The organism is Bacteroides sp. BFG-606, from assembly GCF_024788145.1.
Lineage (GTDB): Bacteria > Bacteroidota > Bacteroidia > Bacteroidales > Bacteroidaceae > Bacteroides > Bacteroides vicugnae.
The window spans coordinates 3,305,959-3,328,216 of the sequence record NZ_JANUIL010000001.1 but is presented as its reverse complement, the minus strand read 5'-3'; the positions used below and the strand labels follow the sequence as shown (position 1 = coordinate 3,328,216).

Annotated in this window: 16 protein-coding genes; 8 read left to right on the top strand and 8 right to left on the bottom strand. The window is 38.9% G+C overall.

Features of this window, described 5'->3' with window-relative positions; genetic code table 11:
• Nucleotides 1-72: 72 nt before the first annotated feature.
• A complete protein-coding gene (locus tag NXV01_RS12195; protein ID WP_008651343.1) occupies nucleotides 73-1,161 on the top strand; it encodes a LacI family DNA-binding transcriptional regulator in 1,089 nt (362 codons plus the stop codon).
• 339 nt (nucleotides 1,162-1,500) lie between these two features.
• Here the strand turns inward: NXV01_RS12195 and NXV01_RS12190 are convergent, their stop codons facing one another.
• The 3 genes from NXV01_RS12190 to NXV01_RS12180 are packed head-to-tail and all read right to left on the bottom strand — an operon-like array spanning nucleotide 1,501 to nucleotide 6,710.
• Nucleotides 1,501-1,854 carry a hypothetical protein gene (locus NXV01_RS12190; RefSeq protein ID WP_259022554.1) on the bottom strand — a complete coding sequence of 118 codons (354 nt, stop codon included), beginning with the start codon at nucleotides 1,852-1,854 and terminating at the stop codon, nucleotides 1,501-1,503.
• A gap of 51 nt (nucleotides 1,855-1,905) precedes the next feature.
• Nucleotides 1,906-3,699, bottom strand: coding sequence for a RagB/SusD family nutrient uptake outer membrane protein (locus tag NXV01_RS12185; protein ID WP_259022553.1), 1,794 nt, complete (start codon nucleotides 3,697-3,699; stop codon nucleotides 1,906-1,908).
• Between the two features lie 11 nt (nucleotides 3,700-3,710).
• The gene (locus tag NXV01_RS12180; protein WP_259022552.1) at nucleotides 3,711-6,710 is read right to left on the bottom strand and encodes a SusC/RagA family TonB-linked outer membrane protein; all 3,000 of its coding nucleotides are present in this window, start codon (nucleotides 6,708-6,710) and stop codon (nucleotides 3,711-3,713) included.
• 583 nt (nucleotides 6,711-7,293) lie between these two features.
• Between NXV01_RS12180 and NXV01_RS12175 the strand changes: the two genes are divergently transcribed.
• Nucleotides 7,294-8,460: an Ig-like domain-containing protein gene (locus NXV01_RS12175; protein ID WP_259022551.1), complete on the top strand. Its 1,167-nt coding sequence runs from the start codon at nucleotides 7,294-7,296 to the stop codon at nucleotides 8,458-8,460.
• Between the two features lie 43 nt (nucleotides 8,461-8,503).
• Complete coding sequence (locus NXV01_RS12170; protein ID WP_259022549.1) at nucleotides 8,504-13,966, top strand: TIM barrel protein; 5,463 nt, start codon at nucleotides 8,504-8,506, stop codon at nucleotides 13,964-13,966.
• 95 nt (nucleotides 13,967-14,061) lie between these two features.
• Here the strand turns inward: NXV01_RS12170 and NXV01_RS12165 are convergent, their stop codons facing one another.
• The 5 genes from NXV01_RS12165 to NXV01_RS12145 form a co-directional block, all read right to left on the bottom strand.
• A complete protein-coding gene (locus NXV01_RS12165) occupies nucleotides 14,062-14,238 on the bottom strand; it encodes a DUF4250 domain-containing protein (protein WP_004302174.1) in 177 nt (58 codons plus the stop codon).
• A gap of 61 nt (nucleotides 14,239-14,299) precedes the next feature.
• Entirely contained in the window at nucleotides 14,300-15,844 is a 1,545-nt protein-coding gene (locus tag NXV01_RS12160; protein ID WP_259022548.1) for a carboxypeptidase-like regulatory domain-containing protein, read from the bottom strand.
• A gap of 21 nt (nucleotides 15,845-15,865) precedes the next feature.
• A complete protein-coding gene (locus tag NXV01_RS12155) occupies nucleotides 15,866-16,720 on the bottom strand; it encodes a FecR family protein (protein ID WP_259022547.1) in 855 nt (284 codons plus the stop codon).
• Nucleotides 16,720-17,271, bottom strand: coding sequence for an RNA polymerase sigma-70 factor (locus NXV01_RS12150; protein ID WP_259022546.1), 552 nt, complete (start codon nucleotides 17,269-17,271; stop codon nucleotides 16,720-16,722). Before NXV01_RS12150 ends, NXV01_RS12155 begins: the two co-directional genes overlap by 1 nt.
• A gap of 50 nt (nucleotides 17,272-17,321) precedes the next feature.
• Nucleotides 17,322-18,581 carry a carboxypeptidase-like regulatory domain-containing protein gene (locus NXV01_RS12145; RefSeq protein WP_259022545.1) on the bottom strand — a complete coding sequence of 420 codons (1,260 nt, stop codon included), beginning with the start codon at nucleotides 18,579-18,581 and terminating at the stop codon, nucleotides 17,322-17,324.
• 168 nt (nucleotides 18,582-18,749) lie between these two features.
• Here NXV01_RS12145 and NXV01_RS12140 point away from each other — a divergent pair, with 168 nt between their 5' ends.
• From NXV01_RS12140 to NXV01_RS12120, 5 genes are all read left to right on the top strand, one after another.
• Nucleotides 18,750-19,196: a GNAT family N-acetyltransferase gene (locus NXV01_RS12140; RefSeq protein WP_032843206.1), complete on the top strand. Its 447-nt coding sequence runs from the start codon at nucleotides 18,750-18,752 to the stop codon at nucleotides 19,194-19,196.
• Between the two features lie 84 nt (nucleotides 19,197-19,280).
• Complete coding sequence (locus NXV01_RS12135; protein ID WP_122136839.1) at nucleotides 19,281-19,712, top strand: hypothetical protein; 432 nt, start codon at nucleotides 19,281-19,283, stop codon at nucleotides 19,710-19,712.
• Nucleotides 19,713-19,861: 149 nt separating this feature from the next.
• Nucleotides 19,862-20,497: a DedA family protein gene (locus NXV01_RS12130; protein ID WP_004305686.1), complete on the top strand. Its 636-nt coding sequence runs from the start codon at nucleotides 19,862-19,864 to the stop codon at nucleotides 20,495-20,497.
• A gap of 137 nt (nucleotides 20,498-20,634) precedes the next feature.
• The gene (locus NXV01_RS12125) at nucleotides 20,635-21,225 is read left to right on the top strand and encodes a DUF47 domain-containing protein (protein WP_259023447.1); all 591 of its coding nucleotides are present in this window, start codon (nucleotides 20,635-20,637) and stop codon (nucleotides 21,223-21,225) included.
• 15 nt (nucleotides 21,226-21,240) lie between these two features.
• Nucleotides 21,241-22,257 (top strand): inorganic phosphate transporter, encoded by a 1,017-nt coding sequence (locus NXV01_RS12120; RefSeq protein ID WP_259022544.1) that lies wholly within the window; start codon nucleotides 21,241-21,243, stop codon nucleotides 22,255-22,257.
• Nucleotide 22,258 lies beyond the last annotated feature (1 nt).

The following is a 22,258-nucleotide window of genomic DNA, read 5'->3' as shown; positions in this document are numbered from 1 at the left end:
TATATTTTACTATTACCTTATAATAGTTATCTTTGCAGTATTAAAAAAGTTTTAAAGAAGAAGGTAATTCATATGGCAAAAAAAATTAGAATTAAAGATATTGCTGATTTAGCAGGAGTTTCAGCCGGAACAGTTGACCGTGTTTTACACAATCGAGGTAATGTCACCGAAGATAAGCGAATTAGAATAGAAGAAGCCTTGCAAAAAATGAATTACACACCTAACATTCATGTTTCTGCCATTTCTCTTCGGAAAAGCTACAAATTTGTTATTGCCATTCCTAAATCCAGTGCAGGAGAATATTGGTCTTTTGCCGAAAAAGGAATTAATGCAGCTTTAGAAACCTATTCTGCAATAGATATTCAATGCGAATTCTGCTATTACAACCATTTCGACCTTTTTTCATGCAGAACTTCTTTTGAACAAGTTATTCAGCACGAACCGGACGCCGTAATTATCGGCCCCACTTTTAGAGATGAGACAATCTACCTAGCCAACCAACTTTCAGACATGAATATTCCATATATATTTGTTGACTCCACAGTAGAAGGAGCCAGTCCGTTGGCATTTTACACAGCCAACCCATACACATGTGGATATCTCATTGCGAAATTAATCACCCAGATTACTCCTAAAGACGCAGACATCGCTCTTTTTCAAGCCATACGAGTTGGAGATGAAAGCGCCAATACCACCATTCTAAGAAAAGCCGGATTTATGGCCTACTATGCAGAACATAAGCTACAGAATAAACTGTGTCGTGTTAATTACTCTGCACAGGACAACGAGAAAAATGAAGATTTACTAAAAGACTATTTTATCACAAACCACAATATAAAAGGAGCGGTCATATTCAACTCCAGAGCACATGTCATCACTAATTATTTCAAAAGACATAAAATCCGCGACGTCAAATTCGTCGGAATAGACTTAACAGAAAAAAATGCAAAAGCGCTAGACGAAGGTTATCTTGATTTTCTCGTAGAACAAAGAGCCGGACAACAAGCCTACATGGCAGTAGAAACACTTATACAATATTTGGTTTTTGGAAAAAGTGTGCAAAACAACAACTATATGCCAATGGATATTATTGTAAAAGAGAATGCTGATTTATATAAAGAATCCAGTGCGGCAACTTTATTTTTCAACACACAACGATAATAATACAACTACAAGGTTTTAACACTCCCGCAATCCTCAATAAAACAACCATTTACAATCACTAAATTCTCAAACATTCTCACCGTTATGAGAAAAGATTCTCATTGCTATGAGAAAAAGTTCTCATAACGGTGAGATTTTTTTCTCACAACAGTGAGAATAATCCCAGTATTATTAATCCTTCTTACAGCAATCATTTGAAACAAGAAAACATGAATAAGGTGCGAGTTGACACAACCCACACCTTATCCTAAACCTCTAAAATACTAGAGCTTTCCATCCACATAAAGTTCAAGAAAGCTCCTTTCTATGAAATTCAAACTTAATCTTTAAAACTCATCATTTAGCCTTTTCTTTATTCTTATTTCCACCTTTCTTCTCTTGTTTATTTCCAGTTTTTCCTTCGCCTTTCTTCGCTTTTTCCACAGCTTTATTATCCTGATATTTTTTATACTGCTCTACCGTCAAAATTTCTTTCAGCTGAGCATCCACCTTACCACGTTGATCTTTAGGCTTCGAGTATATCACTAGAATTTTATCCTTTTGTTCTTGAGTTAACCCCAACAAAGAATCCAGTTTCTCTACCATTTTCTGCGCCTTTTCTTCAACACTTTTTGTCTTCTGCGCAAACGTAACCACACATGCAGAAGATGCAAACAATAGGCATAACGCCAAAATAATACTTCTCATCATTTTTCTTTTTTTTAATACATAATTTATTTAAAACCAAGTCTCACAATTCTATCATTCACTCGCTGATGTATAGCCCGGGTTTTGCGGCATATACAAAGTACGATTAGCATCAATAACAGTTTGCGGTATCGGAAAGATAGTATCTCTTAAAGCAAAGTTTGTTCCATCAATAGGATTATACGCCTTAATTCGAGGATACATAAAATCCTTACCCCCCATACGAAGCAATGTATATCTGCGATGTTCTTCCAACAATAGTTCTCTACTACGCTCATCCAATATAAAATTCAACTGTTCTTCCAAAGAAGCCCCCAAATCTGCCGCAGTAATTGTTTTCGCATTAGCCCTATCCCTCAGCTCATTTATATCACTAACCGCCGATGCCAAATCACCCAATCTAATAGAAGCCTCTGCCCTTAACAACAACGTCTCCGCCAACCGCATATAAATTTGAGAAAAATGAGATTCCGTATTCTCCGGATACCCAACATCACAAAAAGCAAATTTCAATGGATATGGATGATTATTAGACGTAACCTTAGTATCACTCAAGTTATTATAATCATATCCACCACTTGTAGTTTTAACAGATGCATCTTTCGACGCTCCAATCCAGAGTTTATCCCCTATTTTCCATGGACGTCCCTCCGTAGCATTCATAATATCATTCCCATTACTATCCGTCAGTTTATCAGCATCCGTCAGCACAAAGTATTGACCAATTGCATATTCATTTCCACGCTCATCAATTTGCCCGTTAGCAGGATTCACATCTTTACTTGAACTGTAATATAATAACAACGTATTTTTCAATATACTCATCCGATGCCATCCACGTCCGCCACGCTCCTCTGTATATCCCAGCGTTAACCCATCCGCACCTTTCCATTTTGTATTTCCATAACGCAACGTAGACTCATGACGCATAATATTCTCACCACCGCCAACAATTCCTCTTGCCCACTTCAACTCCCACAAAATCTCCGGATTAGAACTATTTATATTTTCAGGTTGAAACATACCCATAAACACAGACTTGTCCGTACTATGCTTACTTCTCTGGATAGCATATGGACCTTCCGTAATACATTTATTTGCCCACTTGTATGCAGTTTCCGCATCACCAAGTGCCAAATACATCTCCGCCAAATAAGTCATAGCCACTCCTTTCGTCATTGTACCTGCCCGAGAAGGGATCCACGGCAAGTATTCTGCCGCAAATTCCAAATCCTCAATAATAAAACGGCGTACTTTCTCAACTGGTTCCCGCACAAAATCCGTACGAATAGCATCCGTAGATTCTGTAGTAACAATTGGAACCGGCCCCCATAAATAACTCAAATGCCGATATGCCCACGCCCTGAACAACTTAGCTTCAGCCATCACCCTATAATATTGACTGCTACCGCTTCCATCATCCCAACTAATATCAGAATACGGAGCCCTGTCCAAAATAGCATTAGCCGCATTTATCGTTTCATAAAACCACAAAAAATATTTATCAAAATCTTTATAAGAAGGATGATTTGCTACGCCCCAGCTATTCAACATCCTATGCACATTCCCCTTATTACTCCCGGTCGCCATATTATCCGTACCAACAGTAAACAACACATTACGCAAATCTACCGTACCGAAATTGGTCGTATAATTCATCCCTTCAAACTCTTTTCTCACCTCTGCATAAAGCCCATTCAAACCATTTTCATACCCTTCCAGACTCGTATAAAGTCGATCAGCCGTATACAGATGCTTCGGTTCTTCATTCAAAAGATCATTTTGACAAGAAGAAAACCCCAATACAATAATCATTCCCCAAAACAGGGTATATTTTCCTTTTTTCATATTGCCAGTATTTAAAATGCCAGATTAATACCAAATGAATACTCACGACTAACCGGAATTGCACGTTGAGTATCAAATTCCGGATCCATACCTTCCCATCCCGTCACCGTTAACAGATTCTTTCCAGTAAAATAGACCGCTAATTTACTCAAGCCCATTTTAGTCACAATACGTGTTGGAAGCGTATAAGTCAGTGTCACATCCTTAATCCTCATAAAATCTGCACTCTCATAACTACTCGGACTTATAGATTTATTTGCAATATACTTATTTGCATTTTTCTCTGTACTCCAATATTCATTGGTAGGATTATCCACAGTCCAAAAATTATGATTAATCAAATAGGTCTTATCTTTAAACGGATTAGCTTTAGTTGACCCTGAAACTCCATACAACAATACAAACAAAGAGAAATCTTTGTATTTCAGTGTATTTGACAAGCTCCAAGTAAAGTCCGGCTCAGAAGAACCCAAAATTTGCCGGTCATCCGGATCTATCTCACCATTCTTATTAAGATCTTCATACTTCGCATAACCAGGTTTAGCACCATATTTAGCAGCTTCTTCCTCTTCACCCAACTGCCACGTTCCAACAATTTTGTAATCAAAATTACTTAATACAGGATGCCCTATAAACCATTTATTAGTAATATCCGATAAGCCATCTCCATACAGCTCTTTTATTTTATTATCATTCCATGCCAAGCTAAGCCCTGTATGCCAAGAGAAATTTTTCAACGTAATATTATTCGAACTTAAAGACAACTCCACTCCGCGATTTTCCGTTCTACCGATATTCTGCATAACTTCACTAATACCATGTACAGAAGATATCGTACGCTTCAGAAGCAAATCCTTATTCATATTTTTATAAAGATTAAATTCACCGGTAATTCTGGAACGCAAAAAACCAAAATCCAACCCTACATTATAGGAAGTCATGACTTCCCAACCCAAATTAGGAGAACCAATAGTGCCGGGAATATAACCGGGAAGAGGAGAACTTCCATTCGTATATCCATTATCTGACATAATAGGGAGAGTAGAGTAAGGCGACAACCCGCTCTGCCCATTCTTACCAACCGACAACCGAAGTTTTAAAGTACTCATAACCTCTTTTATGGGAGCATAAAATTTCTCATTATGAATATTCCATCCCAAAGCCATAGAAGGAAATGTACCCCAATGTTTATATTGCCCCAATGCAGAAGACGCATCGCGTCTTACAGTAGCCGTAAACAAATAACGACTATCATACGCATAGTTAACACGAGCCATATATGAATGTAAACGGGTTTTATCATTCACAAACGGTTCTACCTTAACCTCTTGAGCATCATGAATACCATAATAAGAACGATCATCTCCACTAAATCCCTTAGCCATAATTGTCGTCCCTTCTTTATGACTTTCCTCAAAGCTAAAAAGCCCCGTTAAAAACAATTCGTGTTTTTGAGCAAACGTATGTTGATAACTCACAATATTTTCTACCAGATAAGAATACTTCATGGTATTAGCCATTTCTCCCTCTCCACCAAAAGCACCACTCTTCTTTGTATTAGAACCCCGATACCAATATTGTTTTCCAGCGCCATATTGAACATTCGTATTCAATTTATACAAAAGTCCCTTCACGCCCGGAATCTTAATTTCCAGATAGTTAGTAGCTGTGAGAGCATAATTTACATTCAAATCATCATATAAATAACATTCCAAAGGATTGATTTTAGTATCCTCACCTGTTGGATTTATATTAACTGTTCCATCATCATTGAATGGTTTTGCAAGCGGAGATTTATTAAACACATCTACGAAAGGCGGCTTAGCTCCACTCCTGTCAATATAAGTCCAACCAACACTATTTCCCATACGAATCCATTTGTTAATATCCGTCGTGACATTCAGCCTGGTATTCAACCGTTTGTATTCATCATTTATCACAATACCATCCGTACCCAAATAGGAAGCATTAAAATTAAAACGTGTATAATCTCCACCACCGGAAACTCCCAATTTGAAATTCTTGGTATGACCAGTTTTCACAATCAAATCCTTCCATGACCAATCCTTGTAAGAACCACTCTGATAAACTGCCCTTTCAAAATCAGTCAACGCAGCATCTTCATCATTAGCATCATCATTTGTCCATCCATTCTTATAATTCAGATATTGTTCACCATTCATCAAATCCGGATAATTGGCAACCTTTTGTATTCCATAGAAACCATCAAAGGAAACCTTAATCTTTCCCTTAACTCCCTTCTTTGTTTCAATCAAAATAACCCCCGCCGCCGCACGCGCACCATATATAGCAGCCGAAGAAGCATCTTTCAGCACATTAATACTCTCTATTTCATTAGTTCCAATTTCAGAAAGGCTCCCGTAATAAGGCGCACCATCCAATATTATCAATGGCTCATTATTAGCACTAATAGAATTTCGACCACGAACCAACATAACAGTTCCACTGCCCGGATCCGTCCCTGCAGCCTGCGACATTACATTCAATCCGGGAACCGCACCTTGCAACAACTGGGAGATATCCGTAGTTATAGTATTTTCAATACGATCTTTAGAAACCGTAGCTACCGACCCCGTCACGTCACTTTTTTTCTGAACGCCGTAACCAACCACAACAACCTGATCCAATGCCTGAGCCTGCTGCGACAGCTTTATAATCAACGGTTCACTTCCCGAACAAGCTATTTCCTTTGTTTGATAACCAATGTAAGAAAAAACGAGATTATATACTTTTCTCTGCTTATCTATAGGCAAAGAAAAATTTCCATCAACATCCGTTATAGTTCCTGTCTTTATCTCCTTAAATGTAATATTCACTCCAATCAGAGGTTCGTTCGTGTCACTATCCAAAACAACCCCTTTTATAGCCCGCTCCACCTTTTTCTGTTGAGCACCAACCTCCACATTCGCCCATGATATCAAAATTGCCACACACAGCAATCGAATCAACAGACAATCTGTTTTCCATAAGTGTATTAGCCTGTTTTCCATTAAATAAAGATTCTTAATGTTTTAATAAAATATTCATTTCTTATACAAATCCAAAACCCTCACCTCCGAATCACTAACCATCATTAAGCCCTCTGGCTGCATTTTTTAAGTTGCAATCTCTTGATTACGCCTGAACAGTGTGCACGAACACACACAAACAAAAGCAGGAGTTGTGTATTTGTGTTGCAAATATATGATTTTATTTGAAACCAACTATATTTTTGCTATTATTTTTTTTCACCCGATTGATTAAAACACAAAAATAAAACATATAATACCCTATATACCAACAATTTAAACAAGCATATTTTTCTTTAAATAAAAATGTGCACGAACACAGAAAACAACAACTCCCGTAATACATAAGACATCAAGAATCGATTTTAAGTATACAAGTTATAAAAAGAATAAGAAGAAATAAAAAAAGATCCGAAAGATTTGGCTTTTAAATATTTATCCATATCTTTGCAGTGCCTGAATATAATACACAGTAATACACAGTCGCAGTGTTGTTGCATTACTCCTATTATAAAAACCATTCATTAAGCCTTTTGGTATTATAATCATTATAAGAGTTATAGCCATGAGGAAGACAACTTATTTATTAAATTTTCTATTTTTTGTTTGCATTGCAACTTTAATAAGTTGTAATGAAGATCCTGCGGATTCTTCTAAAGAAGACGATAAAGTAATATGGATTAAAGCTGATGATATACAAGGAAGCACTCTCAACCTCGAACGAAATGCCAGTTTCACAATTCGACTGAACTTATACCCCGAGGATGCCATAGACAAAGAAGAATACACCTTCCAATACAAATCATCAAACGAGGCTATAGCAACAGTCAGTGAAGAAGGCGTCATCACTGCCATTAAAGTAGGTGAAACAACAATCAATGTGATTCCTTCGCATAATTCCAAATTAGGGTTTACATTTACCGTAAATGTAGTAGCAGGAAAAGTTTCAGTAGAAAACATCACTCTTGCTGAAGACATAAAGAATGGTATTGTCATTGAGAGTCCCGGACAAACATTCGATTTATCAGAGCATGTGATTATTACGCCCGAAGATGCGACGAACCCCAATGTTACCTATTCGATAGATAAAGAAGAGATTGCAGAAATAAATGAATCTGGTATCATTAAAGCACTTGCACCAGGAACAGCGACAATCACGATAACAAGCTCGGAAAATCCGATTATCAAAACATTTGCAGCACTTGAGGTCAAAGATATTCCGATCAAAGTACCTGTAACACTGAATAGAGAAAATTGGGTAGTAACAGAATCCTACGAATACTTAACTCTGTCAGGAGACGAAACCGCAGAGATTGTGAGAAATAGGGTAGTTGACGGAGATGTAACATCAACAATCAAATTCGACAAACCCGGAAAAGGAAATAGACCGCTAGATGATACAAATAATTCATATTTTGTAATTGACAGAAATAGCCAAAATGAATTCCTTTCATTCAAAGTTGCCCAACCTGAAGGTAAAAATTCACGAGCATGCGTTACAACTGTTACAATATATGGAAAAGACTCTGATAGTGGAGCTTGGGAAGTGATTAAAGAAAATATTTCAATACCTAACTCCGACACGGCCGGTTCTGATTCCGGAGAAATAGACTTAAAAGGAAGCACAGCTCATACCTACCGATATATAAAAGTTGAAATAACAGGCTGGAACACACAAAGCAGTTCAACAACAGAAATGGCTGAATTTTATTTAATTGGCTATGAAGAGTAAAGACGCTTTCATTTTGAAAATAAATAACTAATTTCACAACATAATGAAGAAAAAAATAATCGGCTCTGCACTTGCATTGTTATTCGCGGTAGCATTATCAGCTGCTTATGTCAACAAGACATTTAGCATTCCGGACTTTATAACTGAAACTATAAAGTCCACATCAGACAAATTAGTTCTTACCGACAAAAATTTGTCGGGTGGAAAATTGCAATCCAAAATAAACGCTAAATTTGGAAACAATTACAGCCAACTAAGGACATTAATTATCCAAGCCGGAGAATTAACCCCGGATGATTGTAAGTTCATAAAGAACAGCTTAACTGGACTGGAAGAGTTGACTATTGAAGGAACAGCCAATTTCACTAATGGTATTATCCCCAAAGGAGCTTTTGACGGGATGTCCAATCTAAAAAGAGTAAAGGCAACCCTGGCAAAAGAAATAGGACTTAAAGCTTTCAGTGGTTGTGAGAAACTTGAAACTGTTGATTTCCCCAATGTAGAAAAGACCGGTGTACAAGCATTCGCACAGCCTAAAGGCTCGAACAACAGTCAGCTGAGAGTTGCAAAATTCCCTAAACTGAAACATGCCGATCCACGAATGTTCTATTACTGTACTAACTTATCAGAACTATATCTCAATACCCCTCCAGCTTTAAAAAGACCCGAAGGAAAAGAAGGACTATGGTTCGAGCGAGTAACCAAAATGGTCATTCATATACCTAGTCGTAAAGTATACGACGAATTCATGAAAGTGGAAAACTGTGGGTCTGTAGACTGGAGTGCTTTCAACTTCGTTGCCGATAATGGAGATAAATTACCTGCCATTCAACAGGCTGCCGAATACAATGATTCGGCTTACGACCCATTACGCGATCAGCTTCTACCACATTTTGACCGTACAGATAAAGATTACTCGGGAGATTATTACTCGGGAGATTACAAACTGAGCTTGAACATGTATACATTCAATACAAACATCAACGCTTGGATGAATAACTCCACAGTGGCTCCGCAGTTAAGCACACTGGATGCTATTAAATGGGCAGCAAAGGTTGGTTTTGATGCAGTAGATGTCACCTGTTACTATATTCCGGGATATAGCAATACAGCAATGCCTACCCGACCGGACTCTGAAATAATCAAATATGCAAGGAACATTAAGAATCTCTGTTCAGAATTAAATATAGCCATCAGTGGCACAGGCATTCAAAACAACTTTGCCGATCCTAATGAGGCACGTCGAAAAACGGATGTTGAAAGAATTAAATACTGGATTAAAATTGCTCACGAAATGGGAGCTCCCGTACTACGCATTTTCGCAGGTCCGCCTCCCGCAGATATTCGTCGTGAAGGATGGGAGAAAATTGCAAGAGAACGAATAGCGCCACATATCCGTGAGGTTGCCATGTATGCTCAAAAAAATTATCCGGACGTACGCATCGGCGTACAAAATCATGGAGACATGCTCGCTACCGCAAACCAAGTAATACAATTATTAAAATGGATTGATTGTGACAATGTCGGTATTGTAAATGATACAGGGTTCTATCGTGATTTTCTAAATACTGATGCTACCAAGTACGATTGGTACAGAGACATTGCCCTGATACTTCCTTACTCCAACAATTTTCAGATAAAGAAAAAACCGGCAGGAGCAGAAACGCAGGAGTTAATGGACTTAAACCGTTTGATAAGAGATATTCGTAAAAGCCCATATAGAGGATACATTCCTATAGAATTATTGTGGATTAGCAAGGACGCCGGTTCCCCGACTTCTTTAAAGACCCCTCCTTACGAAGAAACGATTGCGTTTATCAAGAAGTTAAAGCAAGCAATGGAAGATACTAAATCTTTCAAAGAAATAAGTAAAGGGAAGCCACTCGGTGTAAAAATGGCTCCTCCCGAAACTACAATGATACAAACCAACCTCCAAAGTGGGGGTGGTTTGTCTTTTGTTTTAAAGTCTCCGTATCCTAATATCTTGGAATTCAATGAAAAGACGAAAATTCTGACTCTATTAACGAATACCAGCCCTTATCAACTGAATGAGCAAATCAATATCCCTCAAGGGTTATCTATGAGAGTAACAGATTCGAATGGAGTTCCCAGAACGGATATAGAAGAGATACAGAATAAAGATCTGTTAATCATAAGTAATGGTAAAACAAAAGAAACTTATTCCATCAATGTCAAAAGATACGAACTGATTAATCTTGCTCTTAATCCTGATCCGCAAAAGATTAAGGTCAGTACTTACCGCAAGAACTGTACGGTCGAAAAAGCTTTCGACGGCAACTCTACAGGAACATCAGGAAGTGGTTATCAAGTAGATGGCTCGCAAGCAAACAGTGAAGGAAAAGAGACTTTTTGGCTGGCATTAGACTTGGGAGAAGAAAAAGACATTCATTCCATCGGAGTGGCTTGGGGAACTTCTGTTGCTAATCTAAAGAAACGATTAATAGATGGAGTTTATCAGATTGCCTATACAAATGACTTAAATAAATGGAATAAACTTTCTAATGCTAAGGAAAGCGGTTCTGATGGGTTGAACGGATATAGTGCTCCTAAAGGATGGACAATCATACATTCGCAAAATGTAGATGAACTGCCTGATGCCAATGGAAACAAAGTTTTCATTCACTCATTCCCAGAAGTGATAAAAGCAAGGTATGTGATGGTAAGTGGCAAACTGGCCAACCGTTTTATTGAGATTTACAATCTATTTGTGTTCCAAAAACAATTAGCTGATGGCGCACTCCCGCAACCATCTTATCCCACTTTTGATGCAGCCAGAATAAAGCCCGATTATGACAAAATGAATATAATGGTGGGACGACCGGCAGTTATTCAACAAGGAACTCATGTGCCATCTTATCATATTATAGCACAAAAGGATATTTCTGTAACAGGAACTCTGATGGCTCCTGACGGTAAAGTAATATATACTTCAAAACCGATTCATATAAAGAAAGGAGATACTTACAAAATTGACATTGATAAGGTAGCCGATGCATTGGGAACATATCATATGGAATTTGCCATAACCAGCGATAAAACCATTTATGACTCATATTACTTTACTTCCATAAAAGAAGATATTTCCTCATATACCTATGAAAACCCCTACCCTACTATTTATATGCAGGAAGGTCGGCTTGTCTATACACCGGATTACAGAGGAAACACAGTAATAGATTACTCCAATGTAGGTTACAAAGGTGGTGGTGTGAAAATTCCGAACGTCCCTGTTCGTGTCATCCTGGAACCTTCCGCTGACCAGAATGCAGATGATACGGAACGTATTCAAAATGCTATTAATATGTTAGGACGCCTTCAACCGGACAAAAACGGATTTAGAGGAGCTATCTTGCTAAAAGCAGGAACATTCCGCGTCAGCCAGTCTATCAGAATAGACAAAAGTGGCATTATCATTAAAGGAGAAGGTGATGGACACGAAAATATAAAACCTCATTCCAAACCGCTTAGTTCCAATAATTGGTTTGATTATGGACAATCGGAAAAAGCAGAAAAGAATATTACCAAAGTAGTAGCTACATGGGTAGCCGACTCATACAATAAAAATGTTGCCGTATTCAATTTTGCCGGTGGAAATATCAACACTGAAAAGACAATAGAAATAGCAGATCAATATGTTCCTTCAGGTACACGTACTATCAGATTGCAAACTGTTGAGGGATTAAAAGCTGGAGATAATATACGTGTCAACCGAATTATTAACGCATCATGGGCACAAGATTTAAAAATGGATGTCATTACAGACGCTCCATCCGTACCTTCTGCAAATCAATGGGCAGTGAATGGGAAACTAGAGAGTTCTTATATGGATGTTTATCAGGAACGCACCATTCTCTCTGTCAATTCTCAAACCAATACGATTACATTGGTAGAACCCATTGTCGATCCATTGAGTATGAAATATGGCATATCAACCGTTACCCGTTTTACATCCGACAACAGAGTACAAAATGCAGGTATTGAAAACATTCAAATTCTTTCCCGCTTCGATAAATCAACTACCGCAGAAAACTCTGCCTTCGGAATCAATTACAAATCATATGATGATGAATATCATGCACAAGTAGCAGTACGTATCGGCAATGCTGAAAATATATGGGTAAGAAGAATCACCAATTACCACATCGACGTGGCAGTTAATATATCAGACGGAGCCAGATGGGTAACCGTACAGGATGTCAATTGCCTCGAACCTGTCAGCGGTACAGGTGGAGAGCGCCGGTATAGTTTCACGAACTCCGGTGGGTCACTCATTCTAAATCAGCGCAACTATGCCCGATATACTCGCCACGGTTTTATTATCATGGGACAAGTGATGGGACCAAACGTATTTTATAACGATCGGAGTGATTATCAGTTCGATGCAAACGAGCCACATCTCCGATGGTCAACTGGCGGATTATTCGATAATATCAAAGGACGTATCTATGTGCAAAACCGTTGGAATAACGGAACGGCTCATGGCTGGTCGGGAGCAAACTACACCTTGTATAACAATGAAGGCAAGTTCATCATCAGCCAGAACCAGCTGGCAGCCAACTATTTGTTCGGACAATCAGATGCGAATGATCGTCTACCGTTTATCATGGCGGAAGTAGATCCGGGCAACGTTCCTAACTTTAAAGCATACGAATACAGTGTTGGTAAAAAGATGAATCCAGGCAGCTTATACCTGCAACAGCTAAAGGACAGAATGGGACAACAAGCCGTCGACAATACAAATTCATCCAACATTCCAGCCTACAAAGATGAGTCCGGCAGTTTCAATGACATGTTCGCTTATTTAAGTGAAATCAGTATCAATGGGGTAAAACTTGAAACATTCAAAAAAGAAGTGTTGAACTATACTATCCCCATCGCTTTAGATTACAAGGCATTACCTCAAGTGACAGCTAAAGGAGAAAAAGGAACTAGTATACAAAAAGATGAAAATAGTAGAGGTATTACTTTTACAGTCACTAAAGATGGAAAGATAACAAGCGTCTATACGATTGCTTATGGATTTGTATCAAAAGAAAAAATTTCATCCAATGGAAGCAGTAAGCAATTGGATAAACTGACTGATGGCAATTACAAAACTCTATGGAGTCAATCAGGTTCTCCATACGTACAATTTTATCTGGGAGATACCCCGGTTGAAATAGAGAAGGTATCACTCGGCTATGGTAGAAACACACAAATCAGAAGACAATATTATTTTGATTTTGAAATTTCAAATGATGGCTATACCTGGAAGAAGGTCAAAAATTCATCATGGCAATCCGACAATTTAGGTCGTGGACACATTATGGGTATGCAAGTGATGCCGGGAGTAGGCAGTAGTAAATCTGATTATGAAACATTCATATTTCCAAAGAATATAAAAGCCAGACTACTACGTATACAGATGTTTGGTGCACGAAACGGACAAGGCGTCGGCTCCACTAATGCCAATGCCTATTGGGCGATAGACGTAGATACTAAGTAGTTTTCACACAATACCTGTAATATAAGAAAAGTCTCTATCGATTTATTATCTATAGAGGCTTTTCTTATATTTTTAAGATAAATAGAACCAATACATTACCAGAACTTATTGTGTTCCACACTATATTCAAAGCCCACGGCTTTCAACTGATTCACTAATTCATCCTTGTCCACATTCATATCTTCACAAAGTTCGTCAAGTGAAGAATAACAATCACGTAACTTCATATTGATGACGCTGAACAACATCATCGGATCTTTTGGTAATTCCATAACATACAATCTTTTAAACCGGATGCAAAGGTACAGCAATCTCATTGAATGACAAAACAAATCAATCACCTATTTCTTCTATCTTCAAAGAGATCTTTTCTATCAGTTTACTGATTTCCTCTTCCAATGGGATCACGTTGAAGTCCTTCCAAAAGTTCTCATCATATTTGAAATAGGTGTCAGAGAAGATGGTACGGGTGGGCAATCTGTCTGTACGGGGAAATACGACCACTTGTTCGGTATCCACCTTGCAAGTAATCATCTCAAACCAGATATGAAGATCCCGGCTGCCGAACAGCATTTTTGTCCGTTTCACTTTGAAATGAAGATCTCCACGGATATGGTGTATGTAATAAGTCCCTTGCCACGGTTTATAAGAAATAGTATATACCACCTTTTGAGGAATCATTCGCACGTTACGCGTACGCCTTTCGACAAACATACCTGCCGCATTCTTCACATATACAGGATGAACTTCCAGACGGGCTTGCAATAGAGCACTTGTCTCGGAATCAAGAAATAGCTCTCCACAAAAAAGAGGTTCGCTGATTCCCTTTTTCTGCTCAAAATGCACCACATTTACAAATCGGTCCTCTAAAAATGTTACTCCTTCTGAAGTATAGTCATAAATACCCTTCTCTACACTAGGAGTCAGGAACTCGGGCATATCTTTGATGATATCCATTTGGATACAAGCCTGAATTCCAGATTTTACTTTTACAAGCAAGCTGTCTTTTGCTTCTACATTACTTAGCCGACTCATCTTCAACAACTTCACCTGATCCGGTACAGAAGAATATGAGGATGTCTTATAAACCTTAAACACAGCTTCTGACAAGTTTTGAAATTTGTTTTTCAACTGAACTCCTTCACGATAAAAAGTAGTCAGATATACCGGAGTATGCGAATAGTTCTTATTCCGCCGCTCAATCATTTCACGCAAAAGTTTCTTTGGATCACTTCGACGAATCACCACTTCCTGCAAAGGGACAACTTTAGGTTCGAGACTAAGTATATTGTGCCGTCCAATCAGCAAAGCAAACTCTATGTCCTGTGAAAGATAACCTATATGAGAAAAAGTAATCGAATCATTTTTCAAAGAATCGGGTAAAGACAGTTTAAAATCTCCATTCTGATTCGTTATACTGCCAATAGATGTTCCTCGCACTCCAACAGTAGCAGAAGAGATAGGTATTCCTGTCTCCTTATCCAGCAAAGTACCGATAATGACAAAGTTTGTTATCTGTTCCGGAACAAAATCTTGTTGCACACGTACCTTTTTCTCCGAAGGGAGAGTAATCAGGATGTGAGTGCCCATCACTTGAAACTCCAGACTGGTATTTCCTACGATGTCATACACTGCCTGACGAATGGAACGTTCGCCTCCCTTTATCTTCACTACTGCATCATTATCAATGACTTTACTATCATAAATAAACATATATCCCGACTGTTGAGAGACATCACTCAACAATGAATAAACAGTACCTTTTATCTTGGGAAGTCTGACTATACGTTCCAGCACATCACTTCCATCCGCTCTCATCATATCGACGAAGAAGAAGAGTATCAGCAGAACGGACAGATAATGATAAGCCTGTTTCATTTTTCCCAACTTTAATGAGTTCTATTCCGATAATAAAAGAATATCTCCTTGCCGGATACATTGCAGACCGAGCGCACTAGCTATCAGATTAGCTATAACTTCAGAAGATTCGTCAGAGAATTCGACAGTCAGCCGACGTTCCTCCAATGCCGGTGAGACAACTTGTATTTGCAAACTATCCGAATTCAAATTCATGACTTTCAGAATGTTCGCTAACGATTCATCTTTAAATCGTATATGCTTAAAGAAGCTCCCCCACTCTTCATTCTCCTTATCTGTATCCAAAACGACTAATCGTTGTGATCGCACTACTACCGTTTCCCCCGCTTTTACATAACACTCCTGATTTCCTTTTTTTAGAGTAACCTTCACTATCCCTCTTTGTACGGATAAACGGAACGGAGCATTTTCATCACTTTGCACACTGAAAGCAGTACCTAGCACTTCAATCTTAGCTTGCTCCGTATCAATCCAAAAGGGTTGTCCCTGCTTCTTTGCTACGTCAAAGAACGCATTTCCCTGTAGACTCACTTCCCGTTTATCAGCAATAAAATGTTTCGGATATAACAGGGAAGTTTCTTTTGCCAAGAGTACGACAGAACCGTCTTCGAGAGTCGTTGCCAAAGTGGAAACACCTTGATTTTCCTGTGTAAGAAAATGCTGTGCCAGTTCTTTATCAGAACCGGTCACCCAATACAAAGTTCCCCAAATGACGCCTATCAAAACGGCGGCAACTGCTCCGTACCTGATCCATTGTGAATATTTGCGTGTATGGTGGCCTTCATCCACTTTCGCAAGTAAACGGTCATTGTCCAAGCGATTATACAATCGATTCCACGCCTGATCTGTCTTTATTTTATAAATATCTGTTTTCATCACTTCATGTGAATATAAATTTCTACTTCTTCTCGCAATGTCCGGAGGGCTTTTGTCATTTCAGCCTCTACCGTCTTAACAGAAAGCGAAAGCTGCGTCGCTATCTCGACATATTTCCGCCCTTCCAGACGATGCATCTCGAAAATCCTCCGTCTGCGAACCGGCAGCTTTTCAAGGGTTCCATTTATGAATCTCTCCAATTCCTCATACTCCATCTGTTGATGAGGATCTGTTGACTGCTCTGGGTTGGAAGTGGTCAATACAGTTTCACGGTATCTGTTCCGAACTTCCTCGTGTTCGCAATACTGCAAAGATTGATTACGAGTCGCTCTATACAAGTAACTTTTAACGGACTGAAAGATCTGTAAGCACTCCCTTTCTTTCCAAAGTACATAAAAAAGTTCCTCCACAATCTCTTCAGCCACTTCCATTTGCCCGGTAATGCCTGCCGCATAACAGCAAAGAGGAAAATAGTAACGGCGAAAGAGTTCCTCAAACGCTTTTATGTCACCTCCCTTTATCTTTTTTAGTATGAGCAGTTCATCCAGCATACTTGCTTTTCTTTATGATTGACCTCAAATATAAGAAAACTATCCCTGTTTCAATTCGATTGCTTTTTTAATTTATCCACTGCGTGCTCCAAAGATTCCGTAGGTTCGATGATATTGTAGTTTCCCCAAAAGTCCGGACTCCAATATTCGTCTACTTTATCATAGAATATTTGATTCAAGCTGAAGGCTTCTTTGTTGGGAATAGTCTCCAACATTCCTTCTTTCTTGTCGGTCACGACCATTTCGGAAGCTACTGTATAGCTTGTGGAAAACAGTTTCTTCTTCCAGTCACATTTGAAACGGATTGTGTTGCTAATATAATTCAGATAAGTTTTTCCATCCACATCTTTATAAGTGACCAGGTAGGACAGCTCTTGCGGCTTGAATCTTAAACCGAGAGGCTTTTTATATAGAATGGCAGTGGTTGCCTTCGATTTATCCTGCATGTCCAGACTCATCTCTATACGGGTAAATGACAAGCGTTCACGATCGATATATAATTTGCCATACAAGAGAGCATACATAAGGATTACCTTCGGGCGGAAATTAATAACATACTGCATACGGTTATCTATAAGCATGGATTCCGCCATCCAGAACTCATAATTATTCAATTCTTCCACATCGAGTAATGCTCCCTTGTTCTTCACAACATCCAAAGTGATGCTCAAGTTAGGGCCGCCAACAACCTTGACAGCTAATGTATCACTCGCTTTCTGGCTAAGCAGGCGACGTCCCTTCACCACCCTTACTTTGTCATAATTAGTATTTCTATTAGTGTAGGCTGTTTTGGACACATCGATCACAGCCTCCGATATACCAATATACCGACGCCCTTTCTGTACAGTCTCCCGATAAAATCCCGTCAGCATATCACGCTTATCACTATAATTTAGAGGAATCTTACTGATTGCCTTCTCTACAATCATACGTGGATTTTCAGCAAACACCACCACTTCATTCAGCAGGTTGGCGTGAGGTGTCAGCCAAACCGTCAACTTAGAGGGTGTTTCTTTCTCCAGAGAGATATGATTATTTACATAACCTATATGTGAAATCTCTAGTTCGTGCGGCGCTTCTGTTTTTTTGATTTTCAAAGCAAATTCTCCTTCCGCATTCGTCACAGTGCCGATATTACTGCCATGCACAGATACATTTACGTTCTCCAGAGCTTTTTTATTTTGCTTGTCTTTCACCATACCAACGATTGTTAGATAATCTCCGGCATCTCCTTGCGCCCACACAGGAAAGCTACAAAGCAGCAAACAAACTGACAGCCATCCAACCAAGTGTTTTTCTACATTCTTCATACTGATGCTTTTTAAAGGTAAATAAATTACGTTTCTATTTATAAGAGCGCTCAGACTGGAAATACCCTACAGCTTTTACAAAAAAAAAGAAAAAGAAATCATATTCCAATGTTATATCCGGGAATTAATAGTAAATTTCCCGGCAAATTAATGATAAAAGCAATCGCCATGATACGCAAATTAGACAAGACCGAATACGACCGGGCTACCTCATTAGCATTAGAGGTATATATACAATGTGGAGCGGAAGACTTCGATGAAGAAGGTTTGAATTCATTCAAAAGTTTTATCTTTAGTGAGCAACTTATGAATGAATTAGTGATTTACGGGGCTTTTGACAATGAAAATCTAGTAGGAATTATGGGAACGAAGAATGAAGGGAAGCATCTATCCCTGTTCTTCATCGGAAAAGAACACCACCGTAAAGGCATCGGCAAACAATTATTCAATTTTGCAATCAAGCATTGCCCGGTAAATGAAATGACGGTTAATTCATCCACATACGCTATTCCTTTTTATCAAAGTCTGGGCTTCGATAAAATTGCCGGGAAACAATGTACCAATGGGATAACATATACTCCGATGAAATTTACGATAAGCAACTTCAAAGAATAATTCCCGGTAATCACTGATATAATTGTTAATTATGCTTGTGAATATGTATTTCATATAAAAATAGTTTCTACCTTTGCGGCGGTTATGATGAAGTACATATTTTGTATACTATTAGGCGTATTTCTGTGTTGGGGATTCCATCTGATTTCCGACGAAGCACAAGAGGCATACCGGTTAGAAGCCGGTAGTAACGGCATACAAACCTATTCCAATTCATACACCTCTAAAGCTAGCATTATACAACTGGATCAAGAACAGAAACTAGTCAAGACAAAAGAATACGCCGGAAAGCAAAATTACAATAACGATAACGGCGTTTTAAATCCATTTTCCTTCCGCCACCTCTCTCCCTTAAAAATACTAAGATTCAATATTCCTTCTGTCACTATCCGCATACTAAGCTCGCTAAAGATTCAACTTCCTCAAAATCAATGGACAGGTTTTTCATATTATACCAATCTTTTTAAATATTCCGATAGATATCATATCTATTCATTAGGACACATACTCATTTAGCCATTTTATATCTTTTTTCGGCATAGGACAATTCAAGTCTTTTATGCCCCACTTTCTGTTTGCATCCACCATTTGAGTGAAAAGAAAATTCACTATGGTCTGGAAGCCTATAACATTCTTTCATTACAATAATAACCAAAGTATATAAAATGGACTTTTTATTGGATTTTATACTTCATATCGATCAATATATGGTGATGATTGTGCGTGATTATCATGCCTGGACATACGCCATCTTGTTTTTTATCATCTTCTGTGAAACCGGATTAGTGGTCACTCCTTTTCTTCCCGGTGATTCTTTACTCTTCGTTGCAGGAGCCATTTCAGCATTACCCGATATGCCCATCAGCGTGCATATACTTGTCATTATCTTATTTGCCGCTGCCGTATTAGGCGATTCCTGCAATTACATGATAGGACATTTCTTCGGTCGAAAGCTGTTTAATAATCCCAACTCCAGGATATTCAAACAAAGTTATCTGGAGAAAACACACGAGTTCTATAAAAAGTATGGTGGGAAAACAATTATTCTAGCCAGATTTGTCCCGATAGTACGCACGTTTGCACCTTTCGTAGCAGGAATGGGAAAGATGAATTACTACTATTTTATGATGTATAATTTAGTTGGTGGTGCGCTCTGGGTTGCCGTATTCTGTTATGCTGGTTATTTCTTCGGCGACCTTCCGTTTGTGCAGGAAAACCTGAAGTTACTGATTGTAGCCATCATATTTATCTCTGTATTGCCTGCCATTATAGAGGTAGTACGTGCCAAACTAAAATCTTAAAAACAGCAAACTATAATCTGTATTCATTTGTTACTAATATAAATAGAGAAGAAAAAACAATTTAAAGTTTTTACACTTATGAAAAAAATTCCTTTTTTAGCCGGTTTACTCCAAAGGAGCCCAAATTTTTCCCTTTACTGAAACAGCTATCAGAAGTGCTCTGCGAAGCATCAGTTGTTTTAATAGAAAGCTTGCAACATGACTCACCTACAGAACGTTCGGACTACTACAAAAAAATCAAAGACCTGGAACGGGAAGGCGACAGACTGACACACCTGATTTTTGATGAATTAGGTACTACCTTTATCACTCCTTTCGACCGCGAAGATATTCATGACTTAGCTTCCTGCATGGATGACGTCATCGACGGAATAAACAGTTGTGCCAAACGAATCTCTATTTACAATCCCCGTCCTATTTCAGAGAATGGCAAAGAGTTGAGCCGTTTGATTCAGGAGGAAGCGATCTATATATGCAAAGCCATGGACGAACTCGAAACATTCCGTAAGAAACCGACTCTTCTCCGTGAATATTGTTCCAAACTGCATGAAATCGAGAACCAGGCGGATGATGTATACGAATTCTTTATCACCAAACTTTTCGAAGAGGAAAAAGATTGCATTGAACTTATCAAAATAAAGGAGATCATGCATGAACTGGAAAAAACGACCGATGCCGCAGAGCATGTAGGCAAGATTCTCAAAAACCTGATTGTAAAGTACGCATAAAGCAAGCCGGAACACATGGAATTATTAGTGACTATCATCATTCTGGCTCTGATATTCGATTATATCAACGGCTTTCACGATGCAGCAAACTCAATAGCTACCATCGTATCTACCAGGGTGCTTACTCCCTTTCAAGCTGTAATATGGGCTGCTTTCTTCAACTTCGTAGCCTTTTTCATTGCCAAATATATAATAGGTGGATTCGGTATCGCCAATACAGTATCCAAGACTGTGGTAGAGCAATATATCACCCTGCCCATTATATTAGCAGGAGTTATAGCGGCTATCACTTGGAACCTGGTTACCTGGTGGAAAGGGATTCCGTCTTCTTCCTCACACACCCTTATCGGAGGTTTTGCAGGAGCTGCCATTATGGCAAACGGATTTGAAGCAATTCAGCTTAACATCATTCTTAAAATTGCAGCCTTTATCTTTCTGGCTCCTTTTATCGGAATGGTCATTGCTTTCGGTTTCACCCTGTTTGTCCTCTACATCTGCCGACGCGCACATCCCCACACAGCCGAGCAATGGTTCAAGAGGTTACAACTCGTATCCTCCGCCCTCTTCAGCGTCGGACATGGCTTGAACGATTCACAGAAAGTAATGGGTATTATTGCCGCTGCCATGATAGCCGCTCATTCAATGGGATTGGGCATGGGCATCAACAGTATCAATGACCTTCCCGACTGGGTTGCTTTTTCGTGCTTCACAGCAATTTCACTCGGTACGATGTCCGGTGGCTGGAAGATAGTGAAAACAATGGGAACAAAAATTACCAAAGTAACCCCACTGGAAGGAGTGATTGCCGAAACAGCAGGTGCTTTCACTCTCTACATTACGGAAATGTTGAAAATCCCCGTTAGTACCACACATACTATCACAGGAGCGATTATTGGAGTAGGTGCAACTAAACGCCTCTCTGCCGTTCGTTGGGGAGTAACCAAAAGCCTCATGACTGCCTGGATTCTTACAATTCCAGTCAGTGGACTCTTAGCTGCAGCTATTTATTATATTGTTTCCATCTTTTTATAGA